This is a genomic window from Bradyrhizobium zhengyangense (assembly GCF_022012555.1).
GTDB lineage: Bacteria > Pseudomonadota > Alphaproteobacteria > Rhizobiales > Xanthobacteraceae > Bradyrhizobium > Bradyrhizobium zhengyangense.
This window is the reverse complement of sequence record NZ_JAKLTZ010000001.1, coordinates 1,022,078-1,038,231: the sequence shown is the minus strand read 5'-3', so window position 1 is coordinate 1,038,231 and position 16,154 is coordinate 1,022,078. Positions and strand designations below refer to the sequence as shown.

The window sequence follows — 16,154 nt, the reverse complement described above, 5'->3', positions numbered from 1 at the left end:
GCCCCGGAATGGCGGGGAGCTACAGCCGAAACTCGTTCGTCAGCTCGCCGATGCCGTCGATCGCCACCGTCACAATATTCACCGGCTCCTTCATCACGCCGACGCCGACCGAGGTGCCGACCGCGATGAGGTCGCCGGGGAGCAGGGTCATGTCGTGGGAGATCTTGCTCACCAGGGCTTGCGCGGAAAAGATCATGTCGGAGATCGGATAGTTCTGTCGCTCCGCGCCGTTGAGAATGGTGCGCACCGTGAGCTTGGCCGGATCGAGGCCGGTCGCGATGACGGGGCCGAACGGGCCGTAATCGTCGATGCCCTTGGCGCGGGCCCATTGCGGAAAGGTGGGGTCGCTGGTCAGGATGTCGTTGGCGGTGATGTCGTTGACGCAGGTGTAGCCGAAGATGAAGCGGTCGGCCTCATCAGGCGAGACGCGGGCGCAGGTCTTGCCGATGACGATGCCGAGCTCACCCTCATAGGTGGTCTTGCCGTCGTAGTAGGAGGGACGGCGGATCACCGCGCCTGGTGTCGTGATGGTGGTGGTGGCCTTGAGCAGATAGAGCGGCGCCAGTGGCTCGGGCTGATTGAGCTTTGCCGCGAGCGCGTGAAAATTATTCCAGAGCGCGACGATCTTGCTGGGCGCGCAGGGTGCCAGCAGCTCGACCTCCGACAGCGCAAGCGTCCTGCCGGTCGCCGCGTTGCGGCCAAACATCTCGCCTTCATGCACGCTGATGCCTGACGATTCCAGCGTGCCGAAGCCGGTGGTGCCAGCGTGGCGGAAGCGCAGCCATTTTGTCGTCTCGGTACTCATCACGCCACCGCCAGCGCGCGAGGATCCCTGGGCGCGGAGATGCCGTCATAGAGGCCGGCGATGCGCGCGCGCTGGGTCACCATCGCCAGCACCGAGTCGAGGGCAGGCGTCGGAATCTTGGTCAGGCGGCCCATCTCCTGCACGACAGTGACGAGCGGGTCGATCTCCATCGGGCGGCCACGCTCGAGATCCTGCAGCATCGAGGTCTTGTGCGCGCCGACCTTGCGGGCGCCCTCGATGCGGCGCTCGACATCGACGCGGAACTTGACGCCGAAGGTTTCGGCGATGGCTTGCGTCTCCACCATGATCGCGCGCGATAGCGCCCGCGTGGCGGGATCGGTGCAGATCACGTCGAGCGTTGCGTGGGTCAGCGCACTGATCGGGTTGAAGCAGACATTGCCCCAGAGCTTCAGCCAGATCTCGTCGCGGATGCGGTCGAGCACCGGCGCCTTCAGGCCGGCCGCGACGAAGAGGTCGGCGAGGCGCTTCACGTCGGCGGTGATTTCACCGGAAGGTTCGCCGAGCGGAAAATTGTTGCCATAGACGTGGCGGATCACGCCGGGCGCCTCGATCTCGGTCGCGGGATAGACGATGCAGCCGATCGCGCGCTCGGCCCCGATCTCGCGCCACTGCCGCCCGCCGGGATCGATGCTCTCCAAGGTCGCGTTCTCATACGCGCCGCCGTGCTTGTAGAAGTACCAATAGGGGATGCCGTTGACCGCGGTGACGATGCGGGTGTGCGGCCCGAGCAGTGGCTGCATCTTCTCGATCACGCCGGTGATCGAATGCGCCTTCAGCGTGACGATGACATAGTCCTGCACGCCGAGCTCGGCCGCGTTGTCGGTGCAGCGGGGATGGACGGTGTGTGTCTCCTCGCCGGCGAGCAAGGTCAGGCCGCGTTCGCGCATCGCAGCGAGGTGCGCGCCGCGCGCGACCAGGCTGACATCGGCGCCTGCGCGTGCCAGCTGCACGCCGAGATATCCGCCGATCGCGCCGGCGCCGTAGATGCAGATCTTCATGAAATCCTCCCGGGGGTACCGGAATTTTGGGACGAAGGATCCGGTCCGGCTCGGATGCGTCCGAGCCGGGGCCGGTAGTCGCAGGGGAAGTGAGACGTTTAGGCTGCCGCTTGCGGCGCGCCGTTGAGGGCCTCGTCAACGGCAGCGGCGATGTCGCGCATGCTGATGACGGAGACGAGGCTGTAGTCGTCGATCACGGGCAGGTGCCGGATGTGATTCCGGTTCATCAGATGCCGGACATGCTCGATCGTGTCTGAGGAGGTGCAGGAGACCAGCTGCTGCACCGAGACGAGCTGCGAGACCTTGACGTTGACGGCGTTCGCGCCGTGCTCGGCGACCGCCCGCACCACGTCTCGCTCGGTGAACATGCCGACCGCAGTGTTTCCTTCCGAGCGGACCACGTCCTTCACCACCAGCGCGCTGATGTTGTTGGCCCGCATCAGCTTGGCGGCAATACCCACCGTTTCGTTCATTCGCACCGTGACAACGCGCGGCGTCTTCTTGCGCAGAATGTCTCCGACCAGCATGGCAACCTCCCTGGGGTGAACGATGGGAGAAGTGTGGTATACATAATGCCAATCGTCAAGCGCTGGATTTGGTTGATCCGAAAAATCTTGCGGCAGCAATGCTGACGTTTGTCGCTGCCAGCAGAAGAACGCGGCAAAGAAAAAGGGGCGCATCGCTGCGCCCCTGTTTAACCGTTGTACCAACGCGTGGCGGCTTACGCCGTCCCGGTCTTGGCACGCGTCTCGGCGTTCGTTGCGGGACTGGTGCTCTCGGCCTCGTTGCCGAGGATGAACGAGCGGCGCAGCGGCTTGATCACGAACAGCGCCATCAGCGCGGCCGTCGCGTTCAGTGCCACGGCCACCACGAACACGGCCTTCCAGCCATAGGCGGTCGAGATCACGCTGGCGAGCGGGACCAGCAAGGAGGCGGTGCCCTTCGCGGTGTAGAGCATGCCGTTGTTGGTGGTCGCGAACTTCGAGCCGAAGGTGTCGCCGCAGGTGGCGGGGAACAGCGAGTAGATTTCGCCGAACACGCCGAAATAGACCGCGGTCGCGAGCACGAACACGAGCGGGACGTGACCGTAGGCCGATAGCGTCAGCAGCATCAAGGCGGCGGTGCCGAAGGCGATGAACATGGTGTTCTCGCGACCGATCGTGTCGGACACGAAGCCGAAGAACGGGCGGCCGAAGCCGTCGAAGATGCGGTCGAGCGAGATCGCGAAGGTCAGTGCCGCCATCTGGAAACCGGCAAGCGAGACTGGCGTGTCGGCGATCTTGAAGTCGTGCGCGATCGGCGCGATCTGGGCCGCGGTCATCAGGCCGCCGGAGGCGACCATGACGAAGACGAGATACATGATCCAGAAAATAGGGGCGCGCAGTACTTGCGGTGGCGTGAAGTCGATCTTGGTCTGCGGCAGATTAAGCTGCTTCTTCTTCGGCGGGATCGAGAGTCGCGGCGGTTGGATGAAGAAGGCGAGCACGAACACGATCACGCCCTGGCCGATGCCGAAGGTGAGGAACGCGTGTTGATAGCCTGAAGATGCGATCATGGCCGCGATCGGCACCACGGTGAGAGCTGCACCCGCACCAAAGCCGGCCGCTGTCGCGCCGGCGGCGAGGCCGCGGCGATCAGGAAACCATTTCAGCGCGTTGCCGACGCAGGTGCCGTACACCGCGCCTGCACCCATGCCGCCGACCACAGCCGCGGTATAGAGCAGGGGAAGGCTATCGGCGTAGGAATTGAGCAACCAGGACAACGCGATCATCACGCCGCCGAACATGATGACGATGCGCGGGCCGTATTTGTCGACGAACCAGGCCTCGACCGGCACCAGCCAGGTTTCGGTGACGACGAAGATGGTGAAGGCGAGCTGGATCGCCGCGCGACCCCAATGGTACTTCGCGTCGATCGGATCGACGAACAGCGTCCAGCCATATTGCAGGTTGGCGATCATCGCCATGCAGACGATGCCCATGCCGAGCTGGAGCCAACGGAAACCTGTGCGAAGAGGCGCGGCCGTGACGGCGCCATCCGTGCCTGAAATCATCAACAACCTCCCAAGCGCTTGTCTGGTGGCGACGTCTGCCGCCTATATGACGGAGTGTCGCAAATCTTGTGGCTTATGGTCGCAAGCGCGGCGGGCAGCTTGGTATACCATATTCCAGAATGCAAGCCCTATCTTCGGATCAAGCTCAAGAAAAGTGCAGGGTTCCTTCGGGTTTGCGGTATTAAGGTATATTCGGGAAAACGAAAACGCCCGGCGGTGAGGCCGGGCGTGAGGCGCGATGTCAATGTTGCGGGTGCGAGGTCAGATGGTCGATTGCGCGACCACGACCTTGCGCCAGGGTTTCAGCACCAAGAGCGCCAGCAGCGAGGCCAGGATGTTGGCGCCGGCAGCTAGGATGAACACGTTGTCCCAATGGCCGGAGCTTTGCTGCACATAGTTCGCCAGCGGCACCAGCAACGCGGCCGTGCCCTTGGCGGTGTAGAGCAGGCCGGCATTGGTGGTCGCGAACTTCGCGCCGAACGTGTCGGTGCAGGTCGAGGGAAACAGCGAGTAGATCTCGCCCCAGGCAAAGAACACGAAGCCTGAGAGGATCACGAACCAGATCGGATCGTGGCCCCAGAGGTAGAGCATCCAGATGCCGAAGCCCTCCATGCCGAAGGCGATGAACATCGTGTTCTCGCGGCCGATCATGTCGGAGATCCAGCCGAAGAACGGACGCGTCAATCCGTTGAGCACGCGGTCGATGGTCGCTGCGAAGGTCACCGCGGTCATGGTCATGCCGATCAGCGTCACGGGCACGGCGTCGACCTTCCAGTCGACCGCGATCGGCTTCAGATTCGCCGTCACCATCAGCCCGCCGGCGCCGACGATCACGAACATGAAGTACATCAGCCAGAAGATCGGCTGACGCAAAACTTCCGTCGGCTGGTAGTTGCGCCGGGTCTGCGCAAGAGCCGCATTCGCCACCACCGCCGGCACCTGGCCTGGCTTCGGCGCCAGCAGGAAGAAGGCGAGAATGCAGATGATGATGCCTTGTCCGAGGCCGAAATAGAGGAAGGTGGTCTGGAAGCCGCTATCCTTGATCATGGCCTGGATCGGCGCGACGGTGAGCGCAGAGCCGGCGCCGAAACCGGCGGCGGTAATGCCCGCGGCAAGACCGCGCTTGTCGGGAAACCATTTCAGCGCATTGCCGACGCAGGTGCCGTAGACGCCGCCGGCGCCGATGCCCGCGATGATCATGCCGAGATAGTAGCCGTTGAGCGTAGTGGCTTGCGCGTTGACCGCCCAGCCGATCGCGCAGAGCACGCCGCCGACCAGCACGACGATGCGCGGACCGTATTTATCGACAAACCATCCTTCGACCGGCACCAGCCAGGTCTCGAACAAAACAAACAACGTAAAGGCCCATTGGATCGAGGCGCGATCCCAACCGAATGTCTTCTGGATGTCGGGGACGAAGAACGTCCAGCCATATTGGTAGTTGGCGATCATCACCATCGCCGCCACGCCGATTGCCAATTGTGCCCAGCGATACGTATCGCTGACGCGTGCGGCTGAAGGGGCTGTTGTGGCCTGCACCATGTCCGTCATGAATCCTCCAATGAGCGCTTCTGTTTTTTAAGCGAGCGTTGGCGGCATTCTTGTATTCATTATGCCAAGCATCAAGCGCGCGAGGCCCATTGTGCGCTTATGACGCAACCTCGTTGGCGAGGCTGCACGAATGTGCCTGATCCCAAATAGAAATGGCTCCGCAGCGCGGAGCCATTCTTCAAAAGTAGGAATTCGCAGAAATTACAACCGGCGCGACAATTCGACGCGCGGCGACCTCAGATGGCGCTTACAGCCCGAAGCGGGGCAGGTCGCCGTTCTGGTTGGAGATCTCCGCGCTGGCCATCAGGAAGCGGTCGACGGCGGCCATGAAGCGGGCGAACAGCGAGGCGGAGGGCGCCAGCGCGACGGAAGCGGTCTTGGACATCGGAATTCCCTTTCTCGAGACAGTCAGTATTGCTGTCTCATTTCGAAGGTTGTTCTATGTATACCAGATGCCAATGTCCATGCATGCCATCGCATAGCAGCATGGATGATACCGCATTGCAGCATAATGATGCGTGCGGCCGTTCTGGGCCTAAGACCTAAGGCTCGGCCATTATTCGTCTGGTTCCGTCTCAAGCCGGCGTCGGGTCGGGAACAGCGTCAGATCATATCGCCGGGAAAGAAGGCCCCAGAGCCCGCGAGGAGCGAGCAGCATGACGAGGATCCCGAGGGTGCCCAGAAGAATGAGGTACCACGCACCAAAATCGGCGAGGTAGCGCTGCATCAGGTAGAAGACGACGGCGCCGATGATCGGGCCCTCGATCGTCCCGATGCCCCCGATCACCGTGATGAAGATGACATAGGCGGTCCAATCGAGCACCGAGAAGGCGGCGTCCGGAGAGATGCGCGCCTTCTGAAGGTAGATCAGGGCACCGATCATGCCGGTCATGGCGGCGGTCGCAACATAGACGGCGAGCTTGATGCTGGTGATGTCGACGCCGAGGCTCGCGGCCGCAGCCTCGCGGTCGCGGATCGCACCCAGCGCCAGGCCCTGGCGCGAACGCAGCAGGAAATAGACGAAGGCGAGTGTGCCGACCACCAAAGCCAGCGCCAGCCAGTACGATGCAATGTCACGCGCGGCCGGCGTGCGCACGTCGAGCAATGTCTTGATCCACTCAATCCCAGGCACGGACGCGGTGACGGATGGAGTAAGCGAGGTCCCGGTGCCGCCGCCAAGCGCCTTCACTTGCGCGAAACCAAGACGATAGACCTCGGCCACGACCCATGTGCCGATCGCGAAATAGGCGCCACGCAAGCGGAAGACGATCAGCGCCGTCGGCAAGGCGAGTGCCGCCGACACGATGCCCGCGACCGGAATCGCGAGCAGTGGATTAAGGCCGGCGACAAGCGTCAGCGCGAACAGGACGTAGCCGCCCAATCCGACGAACGCCTGCTGGCCGACCGAGATCAGGCCGGCATAACCCGCGAGCAGATTCCAGCATTGCGCCAACGCCAGCATGTAGAACAGGAAGATCAGATCCTGAATGAGATTGCGGCCGGCGAAGGTCGGCAGCAGGACGAGCCCGAGAAGGACAATGCAGGCGATGGCCGCGGCCGGGTGCGACACGCCGTGCGCGGTCGCGATACGAAAGATCTGCTTCGGCTTGGCCGTGCCTGGATCCATCATTCCGCGCCTCAATCGATCGCGCGCGGAAACAGTCCGCGCGGCCTGATCACCAGCACCAGGAGAAACGCGAGGTGGCCCGACAGGATCTGCCATTCCGGATCGATGCGCGCGCCGATGGTCTGGGCGAGGCCAAGAATGATGCCGCCGGCAAGCGTGCCCCAGAAGCTGCCGAGCCCGCCGATGATCACGGCCTCGAAGGCATACAGCAGTCGCGCCGGGCCGATGGTGGGATCGAAATTCGCCCGCAGGCCCAGATAGAGTGCCGCGATCGCGATGACGACGAACGCGATGCCCATTGCCATCGCGAATGTGCGGTTGACGTCGATCCCCATGAGCTGCGCGACGTCGAGATCGTCAGAGGTTGCCCGAAAGGCCCGGCCGATCGACGTCCGATAGAAGATGAAGTTGAGAGCCACGATCACGGCGATCGCGGACACCAGCGTCAGCAGTGGAACGACGCCCACCGCGATGTCTCCGCCCAGCGACACAGACGCGGTTTCGATCGCACCGGACCGCAGGCGGCGGCTGTCAGCGGAGAACGTCTGCAGCAGCCCGTTCTGGATGATGATCGAGAGTCCAAAAGTGACGAGCAGCGGCGGCAGAAGGTCGCGTCCCAGCGTCCGATTCAAAAGCACGTGCTGGAGGCCGAAGCCGATCGCAAACAGGATCGGGGCTGCAAGGAGCACTGCGGCAAATGGATCGACGCCGAGTTTTTCCGTCACCGCCAGAATGACAAAGGCTGCGAGCACGATGAGGTCGCCGTGGGCAAGATTGACCAGCCGCATCACGCCGAACATCAGTGAGAGCCCGGTTGCGAACAACGCATAGAGGCCGCCGAGCAGGATTCCCTGGATGATCGCGTCGAGAAGGCCGATCATTGCATCATCCGAAATAAGCGCGGTGAATCTGATCGCGCGAGAGTTCGCCGGGGCGGCCTTCGAGCGAGACCCGCCCCTCCTGGAAGCAGTAGACGCGATCGGCGGCCTTCATCGCCTGGACGATGTCCTGCTCGACCAGCACGACGCTGGTGCCCTCGGCCTTGATCTGCGGAAGCGCGGCGTAGATGTCGGCGATGACGATCGGCGCGAGCCCGAGGCTGATCTCGTCGCACAGCAGGACGCGGGGATTGGACATCAGGGCGCGGCCGATCGCGGCCATCTGCTGCTGGCCGCCCGAAAGAATCGGTGCGGCCGACGCCCGCCGCTCCTTCAGGATCGGGAACAGGCCATAGACCCGATCGAGCGTCCAGGGTCCAGGAAGCTTGCGGCCGTGCCCGCCGATCAGAAGGTTCTCTTCCACGGTCAGCGAGGGAAATAGGCGTCGCCCCTCCGGCACCAGCGCAATTCCGAGCTTGACGATCTCGGCAGCACGCTTCGCCCCGATCGGATGGCCGTCGAGCAGCACGCTGTCCGGGCGAGACGGGATAAGGCCTGCGATCGCCTTCAGGAAGGTCGACTTGCCCGCGCCGTTCGCTCCGATGATGGCGATGGTCTCGCCCGCATCGAAGCTGAGATCGATGCCGTAAAGTGCCTGGAAGTCGCCGTAGAAGGCCGTGAGATCGTGTGTGCTGAGCAACGGCATGCGTCACGCCTCGATGCCGATATAGATCTGGTGCACGTCGGGTCGCTGCATGACCTCCTTTGGCGGTCCTTCCGCGATCTTGCGTCCAAAGTTGAGTACGACGAGGCGATCGATGACGGCAAACAAGGCATGCACAACGTGCTCGATCCACAGGATCGCGACACCGGATTTCCGGATCTCGCCGATCGTCGCGACGAGCTCGGCGCATTCGCCCTCGGTCAGTCCGCCGGCGATCTCATCGAGCAGCAGCAGCCTTGGGGTGCTGGCGAGCGCGCGAGCCATTTCCAGCCGCTTGCGCTCGAGCAGTGTCAGGGAGCCCGCGAGCACGTTCGCACGCTTGAGCAGGCCAAGCTGGTCGAGAATCTCGCCGCAGGCCTGTGCGGCCTCGCGCTCGCTCTTGCGCCGGCCGTGAACGGCGCCGACCAGGAGATTTTCGAACACGGTGAGATTCTCGAACGGCTGCGGAATCTGGTGTGTGCGACCAATACCGGCGCGGCAGCGTCCCTGCGGCGGCAGGCCCGCAAGGTCGCGTCCGTCGAAGCGCATGCGGCCGGCGCTCGGCGACAAGCCGCCGGCGATCAGGTTGAACAGCGTGGTCTTGCCTGCGCCGTTGGGCCCGATGATGCCGACGGCCTCGGAATGCGCGATGGTCAGGTCCAGATCGTCGGCCACGACGATCGCCCCGAAGCTCTTTCTGAGGCCGGCGATTTCCAGCAGCATGGGTCTTCAGCGCGCCGCGCGATCAGGCAATCGGCTCCATCTTGCCGCCAGCGGGAATTGCCGGCGCCGTCCTGTTGTCGGTGATGACGATGTCGTACTTGCCGTCCTTGAACCGCCACTGACCGCCGACGAGCGGCGTCTTGGCGACGTTCTTGGCGGCAAAGGGCGGCAGGCTCGAAGAGCCCCATTGCAGCTTGCCGACGACGGTGTCGAGATTGGTAGCGGCGATCGTTGCGGCGATCGCTTTTCCGTCGCGATCAGGAGCGCGCTTCAGGACGTCGACGGCGACTTCGAACAATGCATGGACGAAGCCGATCGGCTGCGTCCATTGCTTCTTGGTGGCGCTTTCATAGGCGCCCGCGAGATCCTTCGCGCTCATGCCGGTCAGCGACGACTTGAAGGGATGGTTCGGTGTCCACCAGACTTCGGAGGACAAATTGTGACCGTCCTTGCCCAGTGCCTCGACGGCGACCGGAAACAGGATCGCCTTGCCGATCGATGCAACCTTGGGCCTGAAGCCCTGCTGCAACGATTGCTTCCAGAACGTGGTGAAGTCCGGCGGCAGCACGACGCCGGTGATGATCTCGCAATTGGCCGACTTGAACGCGCCGATCTGCGCGGAGAAATTGTCGGTGAGATTCTGGTAGCGGCCTGGATCGGTGAGCTTGTAGCCGCCTTTGTCGAGCGCCGGCGGGAATCCAACCACCTTGTCGCCCCAGGCGTTGCCGTCGCCATCGTTGGGAAACAGTCCGCCGACGGATTTATTGGTCGCGACCTGGCTCCACATGTTGGTGAAGACGGCGATGACGTCCTCGAGACCCCAGAAGAAGTGATAGGTGTAGTTGAAGCCCTTCCACGCCGGCGGCCCGCCACCGGGATTCTCCTGGCGACCGATGAACCAGGGTTGCCAGGGCGCGACCGTCGAGATGCACGGCACCTCTTCGATCTCGCATTGGGTCGAGACCGGATTGGTGGTCTCCGGTGTGGATGCCACCAGCATGAGATCGATCTTGTCCTGAACGATCAGATCCTTGGCGACCTCTGCGGCGCGGTTCGGATTGGACTGGCTGTCCTTGACGATCACCTCGACCGGGACCGTGGCGTTGCCGACCTTGATGCCCGCCTTGGTCGCCTCCTTGAAATTGGCGAGGATGAAATTGTCGGCCTCGGCAAAGGCGGCGAGGGGACCGGTCAGCGGTGAGACGTAGCCGAGCTTGATCGCGCGCGTCTGGGCGATCGCCGGCGACTTCAATCCGACCGAGAGCGCGGCCCCGGTCGCGGCCGAATATTTCAGGAGCGTGCGGCGATTGATGGAATGACGATCAGCCAAGCTGATCCTGCTGCGAGTCATCTGCGCGTCCTCCCCTATGGATGCACCGGATTCTCAGCGTGATTTGACACACCGGCCGGCGTTCGATATTCGAACATACGTTCGTAATTCGACCAGTGTCTTCTAGCGCCCAAACGGAGTCAACAGGCCGCCGCATGACGCAGGCATCAGAACGCCACAAGGCGGATCCCGGGCATCGCAAAAGCGAGCCCGGGCATCGCAAAAGCGAGCCCGACGATAAGGAGTTCATGACCACGCTGGCCAAGGGGCTGGCCGTGCTCGGAGCCTTCGGTCGCCAGCGCCCGACCATGACTTTGTCGGAGGCCGCCAGCGTCGCAGATCTGTCGCGTGCCACCGCACGCAGGGTCCTGCGCACGCTGAACCTGCTCGGTTACGTCGTACAGGACGGCCGCACCTTTGCGTTGTCGCCGCAGATCCTGGACCTCGGCTTTGCCTATCTGTCGACGCAGAGCTGGATCGACCGCGCCCTGCCTCTGATGCGCGAGCTCAGCGAGCGGCTCGGCGAATCCTGCTCGGCGGCCATCCTCCAGGACGCGGACATTGTCTATGTCGCGCGCGTGCCGGCGCGCCGCATCATGTCCGCCGCATTGTCGGTCGGAAGCCGGCTGCCCGCGCTACACACCGCATTGGGGCGCGTCCTGTTCGGCTATCTCGACGAGGAGGAGATCTGGCGGCGGCTCAAGTCGCGGCGGATCGAGGCCTACACGCCGCAGACCATCACCGACCTGCAAGCCCTGTTCGACCGTATCCGCGCCGACCGCGCCCAACGATTCTCGATCGTCGACGAGGAGCTCGAGCGCGGTCTTCGCGCGCTTGCCGTGCCGGTGCTCGATCGCAGCGGCCAGATCGTCGGCGCCATCAATCTCTCGACGCATTCGACGCGAACGACCCGCAACGAAATGCGCGAGCATTTCCTGCCCGAGCTCAACCGCATCAGCGAGCAGATCTCGTCGATGACCATCTGAGGCGCACACCCCGGCTTCCGACCCTTGCCATTCAGCAGGAGCGGCCGTATCGTCGCATCAAGTTCGAAATACGGACATGAGTTCGATAATCGAACAAATTGAGGGGAGATTGCACGATGGCAGGCAAGGCGCAGGGCGTCGGGGCCGTTCCGCCGGAGCACACCGGCAACGTCAAAGTCACGCGTCCGCAAAACGGCGCGGAATACCTGGACTCGCTGCGCGACGATCGCGAGGTCTACATTTACGGGGAGCGGGTGAAAGACGTCACCACGCACCCCGCCTTTCGCAACACTGCGCGCATGGTGGCCCGCCTCTACGACGCGCTGCACGACGACAAGCACAAGGACAAGCTGCTGCTGCCGACCGACACCGGCAATGGCAGCATGACGCACGCCTTCTTCAAGGCGCCGAAGTCGATGCAGGATCTGATCGCCGGGCGCGATGCGATCGCGGAATGGGCCAAGATCACCTATGGCTGGATGGGCCGCGCGCCCGACTACAAGGCCGCATTCCTCGCGACGCTGGGCGCGAACGCCGATTTCTACGATCCGTATCAAGAGAACGCCAAGCGCTGGTACAAATTCAGCCAGGAGCGCGTGCCCTTCATCAATCACGCGATCATCCATCCGCCTGTCGATCGCGACCGTCCGCCGAACGAGGTCGCCGACGTCTGCTGTCATATCGAGAAAGAGACTGACGCCGGGCTGATCGTGTCGGGTGCCAAGGTGGTGGCAACGGGATCCGTGCTGACGAACTACACCTTTGTCGCGCATCACGGCCTGATCCCGCTGCAGGACAAGAAGTTCGCAGCCGTGTTCATGGTGCCGACCAACGCGCCCGGCGTGAAGTTCATCTGCCGCACGTCCTATGAGATGAGCGCGAGCGTGATGGGAAGTCCGTTCGACTATCCGATCTCGAGCCGGCTCGACGAGAACGATGCCGTGTTCATCATGGACAAGGTACTGGTGCCCTGGGAGAACGTCTTCGTTTACGGCGACATCGAGAAGGCGAACAATTTCTTCCCGCGCACCGGCTTCCTTCCTCGCTTCGTCGTGCATGGCTGCACGCGCCTCGCGGTCAAGCTCGACTTCATCAGCGGGCTGCTGCTCAAGGCAACTGAGGCCGCCGGCACCAAGGACTATCGCGGCGTGCAGGCCAATGTCGGCGAAGTGATCGCCTGGCGAAACCTGTTCTGGAGCCTGTCGGACGCGATGGTGCGCGATCCCAAGCCATGGATCGGCGACTACGTGCTGCCGAACATGGATCCCGGCAACGCCTACCAGATCATCGCCACCATGGCCTACACCAAGGTGAAGTACCTGATCGAACAGACGGTCGCCTCCGGCCTGATCTATCTCAACAGCCATTCCAGCGACTTCAAGAATCCCGAGATCCGCCCCTATCTCGATCGATACTTGCGCGGCTCCAACGGCTACAAGGCCGAGGAGCGGGTCAAGCTGCTCAAACTGTTGTGGGACTGCATCGGCAGCGAGTTCGGCGGTCGCCACGAGCTCTACGAAATCAACTATGGCGGTTCGACCGAGGAGATACGCCGCTATTGCCTGTTCGGCGCCCAAGCCTCCGGCAATGCCGATCGGTTCAAGGGGTTTGCCGAGGACTGCATGGCCGAATACGACCTCGACGGCTGGAAGGTGCCTGACCTCACCGATCCCGGCGAGCTCAGCTATCACATGCTGCGAAAGTGAGATCGATGCTGAGCGGCGCCGTCGATTCCAAGCGCTTCCGGTCGATGATGGGAACATTTCCGACCGGCGTCGCAATCATCGCGACCGAATGGAACGGCGAACTGTTCGGCGCGACGATCAATTCGCTGACATCGGTCTCGCTCGCCCCCTGCATGCTGCTGTTCTGCACGAATGAGGGGAGTGCGACGGGAGCCGCCATCCGGCGGCGCGGCCTGTTCTCGGTGAATATTCTGGGTCAGCATCAATCCGAACTGTCCCATCGCTTTACCGGGCAGTTGAAGAGCCGCTTCGATGATTTGGCCCCGGCGTTCAGCGCCGACGGCCTGCCGCTCTTGCAGGGTGCAGCGGCCCGGCTGTGCTGTCGCGTTGCCACCGTTCACAAGGCTGGCGATCACGACATCATTCTGGGCGAGGTGATCTCGGGCGAGGAGTCCATGTGCAGTCCGCTCGTGTTCCACAAGGGGGCGTACGGGAGCTTTCAACGCGCTTGAGGCGATGAGGAGGGGGACCAGCGCGGCGGATCAAGGCCTTGCCAGCGCTATGCAAAGCCGTTAGTGGTGCGCCCCCTTTCACCCAACTGTCAGCGTGGTTCATGTCGAGCGCCTCGCCCGCCGTCTCGATCGGCATCGATTTTGGAACCAGCAATACCGTCGTCGCCCTCGCGGCCGACGATCGCCGGGTCGAGGCCATCCGCTTCGAGCACGGTGGACAGCGCCACAGCACCTACGTCTCGGCGCTGTGCTTCTGGGAGGACCGGCCGGGCGCCGGCGCCCAGGCCGAGGGCGGGTCGTGGGCGATCGAGCAGTTTCTCGAAGGGCGCCACGTCTATCGCTTCCTGCAGTCCTTCAAGACCTTCGCGGCCAGCTCGAGCTTCAACACCACGCAAGTGTTCCGGCAGCGCTTCAAGTTCGAGGATATCCTGGCGGCGTTCCTGCGCACGCTGGCGCGGCATGGCGGCGACAAATTCGGCTTCGAGGCGGCGAACATCACCGTCGGCCGTCCCGTGCGTTTTGCCGGCGGCAATCCCGACGATGATCTCGCCATGCAGCGTTACCGCGCCGCCTTTGAGCGTCTCGGTGCCGGTCATGCCCGCTATGTCTACGAGCCCGTCGGTGCGGCCTTCTCCTTCGCCCGAAGGCTCGAGCGCGATGCCACCGTGCTGGTTGCGGATTTCGGCGGCGGCACCAGCGATTTCTCGGTGATGCGCTTTTCCCGCGCCGGAGGCCATCTGCGCGCCGAGCCGCTCGGCCACGCCGGCATCGGCATTGCAGGCGACACGTTCGACTACCGCATCGTCGATCACGTCGTCTCGCCGCGGCTCGGCAAGGGCTCGAGCTTCCGCTCGTTCGACAAGGTGCTGCCGATCCCGAACAGCCACTACACCAACCTCGCGCGCTGGCATCAGCTCGCACTGATGAAGAGCAATGGCGACCTGCGCGAGTTGCGCGAGCTTGCGCGCACCGCGCTCAAGCCGGATCAGCTCGAGGATTTCATCACCATCGTCGACCTCGACCTCGGCTTTTCGCTGTATCGCGCAGTCTCCGACGCCAAGGTCGCGCTGTCGGCCAAGGACGAAGTGGATTTCCGCTTCAAGGGCGGCGGCGTCGACATCGGTTCGGCCATCACGCGCAAGAAGTTCGATTCCTGGATCGCCGACGACATCGCGCGGCTCGGCGCCACCGTCGACAAGGTGCTGGGCGAAGCCCGCATCACCGCGCGCGAGGTGGAGAAGGTGTTCTTGACCGGCGGCACCTCGTTCGTGCCGGCGGTGCGAAAACTGTTCGCCGACAGGTTCGGCAACGAGCGGCTGATGTCGGGCGACCAGTTCGAGTCGATCGCCTACGGCCTCGCGCTGATCGGGCACAGTCCCGAGCCGGATCGCTGGACCGCCGATGGCGGGCTGAAGGCGCGCGCATAACCTTTTGTCGGCGTTGCGAACCGTTGACGCAGATCAATGGTGATCGATCGGATCCGACTTTGACTTTCCCTGTCGCTACGGAAGGTCAGCCATGCATCGGTTCTTCGTCCTGATCGTGATTGCGTTCGGTGTAGTCGCCGATCCGGCGCGCGCGGCCGATTGTCGAGTCACGGGAGATCCATCCGCTTTTGGCGTGGACATGGTCGCTTTCTTTGCCGTCAGATCCGGTGAAACCTGCAAGTTTCCGATCAGAATTCCCGGCATGATGACGGCTTCAGGCATCGCGCAAAAGCCCGCGCAGGGAACGCTGAGGCAGGTCAACATCACGACCTTTACCTATACGGCTCCGCGCGGCTACAAGGGCAGCGATACGTTTTCCATCTACGGATCAGGAAAAGGTCCGTATGGCTCGGGACGGTCGGTCATCACGGTGAACGCAACGATCGAATAAGCGATTATGCGTTGCTCGCACTGGCGGGTCGACTTGAGATTCAGGATAGGCCAAAAGATGCGTCTGCTGCGCTGGATGATCCTGGTGGGTGCGACAACGCTCTTCGGCGCTGGCCCGGCCACGGCTCAACGTTACGATCCGCGCTTTCCGGTGTGCCTGCAGAGATGGCACGAGCGGGGCCTCATCACCTTCGACTGCAGCTATCATTCGATCGATGAATGTCGAGTGACGGCTTCGGGACTCTCGGCCATGTGCCAGGAGAATCCATATTGGCAGGGACCGTCTGGCCGCAACTCCAGGCGACGACAAGGCGGTCCCAGCTAGAGCGTGATCCCAAAAGGTGCGAAGAGGCGGCTCGCTCCACTGATGCGTCGAGCCGCCCATCGCGAGGCCGGAGCAGGGAG

The 16,154-nt window shown here is 63.2% G+C and carries 17 protein-coding genes; 6 read left to right on the top strand and 11 right to left on the bottom strand.

Features of this window, described 5'->3' with window-relative positions; translation table 11 throughout:
- Window positions 1-19 precede the first annotated feature (19 nt).
- The 11 genes from L6639_RS04865 to L6639_RS04815 all read right to left on the bottom strand — a co-directional run bounded on the left by L6639_RS04865 (window position 20) and on the right by L6639_RS04815 (window position 10,710).
- On the bottom strand, window positions 20-805 hold the full coding sequence (locus tag L6639_RS04865; protein ID WP_237859268.1) for a fumarylacetoacetate hydrolase family protein: 786 nt from the start codon (window positions 803-805) through the stop codon (window positions 20-22).
- Window positions 805-1,824 carry a 2-dehydropantoate 2-reductase gene (locus L6639_RS04860; RefSeq protein WP_237859267.1) on the bottom strand — a complete coding sequence of 340 codons (1,020 nt, stop codon included), beginning with the start codon at window positions 1,822-1,824 and terminating at the stop codon, window positions 805-807. The genes L6639_RS04865 and L6639_RS04860 overlap by 1 nt, the downstream gene beginning before the upstream one ends.
- Before the next feature lie 98 nt (window positions 1,825-1,922).
- On the bottom strand, window positions 1,923-2,351 hold the full coding sequence (locus L6639_RS04855; RefSeq protein WP_237859266.1) for a CBS domain-containing protein: 429 nt from the start codon (window positions 2,349-2,351) through the stop codon (window positions 1,923-1,925).
- A gap of 194 nt (window positions 2,352-2,545) precedes the next feature.
- Window positions 2,546-3,877 carry an oxalate/formate MFS antiporter gene (oxlT, locus tag L6639_RS04850; protein ID WP_237859265.1) on the bottom strand — a complete coding sequence of 444 codons (1,332 nt, stop codon included), beginning with the start codon at window positions 3,875-3,877 and terminating at the stop codon, window positions 2,546-2,548.
- Window positions 3,878-4,138: 261 nt separating this feature from the next.
- The gene (gene oxlT, locus L6639_RS04845) at window positions 4,139-5,428 is read right to left on the bottom strand and encodes an oxalate/formate MFS antiporter (RefSeq protein ID WP_237859264.1); all 1,290 of its coding nucleotides are present in this window, start codon (window positions 5,426-5,428) and stop codon (window positions 4,139-4,141) included.
- A 247-nt stretch (window positions 5,429-5,675) separates the two neighbouring features.
- The gene (locus tag L6639_RS04840; RefSeq protein ID WP_237859263.1) at window positions 5,676-5,813 is read right to left on the bottom strand and encodes a hypothetical protein; all 138 of its coding nucleotides are present in this window, start codon (window positions 5,811-5,813) and stop codon (window positions 5,676-5,678) included.
- A 171-nt stretch (window positions 5,814-5,984) separates the two neighbouring features.
- Entirely contained in the window at window positions 5,985-7,058 is a 1,074-nt protein-coding gene (locus tag L6639_RS04835; protein WP_237859262.1) for a branched-chain amino acid ABC transporter permease, read from the bottom strand.
- Between the two features lie 8 nt (window positions 7,059-7,066).
- The gene (locus L6639_RS04830) at window positions 7,067-7,933 is read right to left on the bottom strand and encodes a branched-chain amino acid ABC transporter permease (protein WP_237859466.1); all 867 of its coding nucleotides are present in this window, start codon (window positions 7,931-7,933) and stop codon (window positions 7,067-7,069) included.
- 7 nt (window positions 7,934-7,940) lie between these two features.
- Window positions 7,941-8,639 carry an ABC transporter ATP-binding protein gene (locus tag L6639_RS04825; RefSeq protein WP_237859261.1) on the bottom strand — a complete coding sequence of 233 codons (699 nt, stop codon included), beginning with the start codon at window positions 8,637-8,639 and terminating at the stop codon, window positions 7,941-7,943.
- Window positions 8,640-8,642: 3 nt separating this feature from the next.
- Complete coding sequence (locus tag L6639_RS04820; RefSeq protein WP_237859260.1) at window positions 8,643-9,359, bottom strand: ABC transporter ATP-binding protein; 717 nt, start codon at window positions 9,357-9,359, stop codon at window positions 8,643-8,645.
- 22 nt (window positions 9,360-9,381) lie between these two features.
- Entirely contained in the window at window positions 9,382-10,710 is a 1,329-nt protein-coding gene (locus L6639_RS04815) for an ABC transporter substrate-binding protein (protein WP_237859258.1), read from the bottom strand.
- A 134-nt stretch (window positions 10,711-10,844) separates the two neighbouring features.
- Between L6639_RS04815 and L6639_RS04810 the strand changes: the two genes are divergently transcribed.
- The 6 genes from L6639_RS04810 (at window position 10,845) to L6639_RS04785 (ending at window position 16,074) form a co-directional block, all read left to right on the top strand.
- Complete coding sequence (locus L6639_RS04810) at window positions 10,845-11,675, top strand: IclR family transcriptional regulator domain-containing protein (RefSeq protein WP_237859257.1); 831 nt, start codon at window positions 10,845-10,847, stop codon at window positions 11,673-11,675.
- A 116-nt stretch (window positions 11,676-11,791) separates the two neighbouring features.
- Window positions 11,792-13,381, top strand: a complete 1,590-nt coding sequence (locus L6639_RS04805; protein WP_237859256.1) for a 4-hydroxyphenylacetate 3-hydroxylase N-terminal domain-containing protein — start codon at window positions 11,792-11,794, stop codon at window positions 13,379-13,381.
- A 5-nt stretch (window positions 13,382-13,386) separates the two neighbouring features.
- Window positions 13,387-13,872: a flavin reductase family protein gene (locus L6639_RS04800; RefSeq protein ID WP_237859255.1), complete on the top strand. Its 486-nt coding sequence runs from the start codon at window positions 13,387-13,389 to the stop codon at window positions 13,870-13,872.
- A gap of 101 nt (window positions 13,873-13,973) precedes the next feature.
- Window positions 13,974-15,299: an Hsp70 family protein gene (locus tag L6639_RS04795; protein WP_237859254.1), complete on the top strand. Its 1,326-nt coding sequence runs from the start codon at window positions 13,974-13,976 to the stop codon at window positions 15,297-15,299.
- 91 nt (window positions 15,300-15,390) lie between these two features.
- The gene (locus L6639_RS04790; RefSeq protein WP_237859253.1) at window positions 15,391-15,750 is read left to right on the top strand and encodes a hypothetical protein; all 360 of its coding nucleotides are present in this window, start codon (window positions 15,391-15,393) and stop codon (window positions 15,748-15,750) included.
- Window positions 15,751-15,756: 6 nt separating this feature from the next.
- Complete coding sequence (locus L6639_RS04785; RefSeq protein WP_338076518.1) at window positions 15,757-16,074, top strand: DUF3551 domain-containing protein; 318 nt, start codon at window positions 15,757-15,759, stop codon at window positions 16,072-16,074.
- Window positions 16,075-16,154 lie beyond the last annotated feature (80 nt).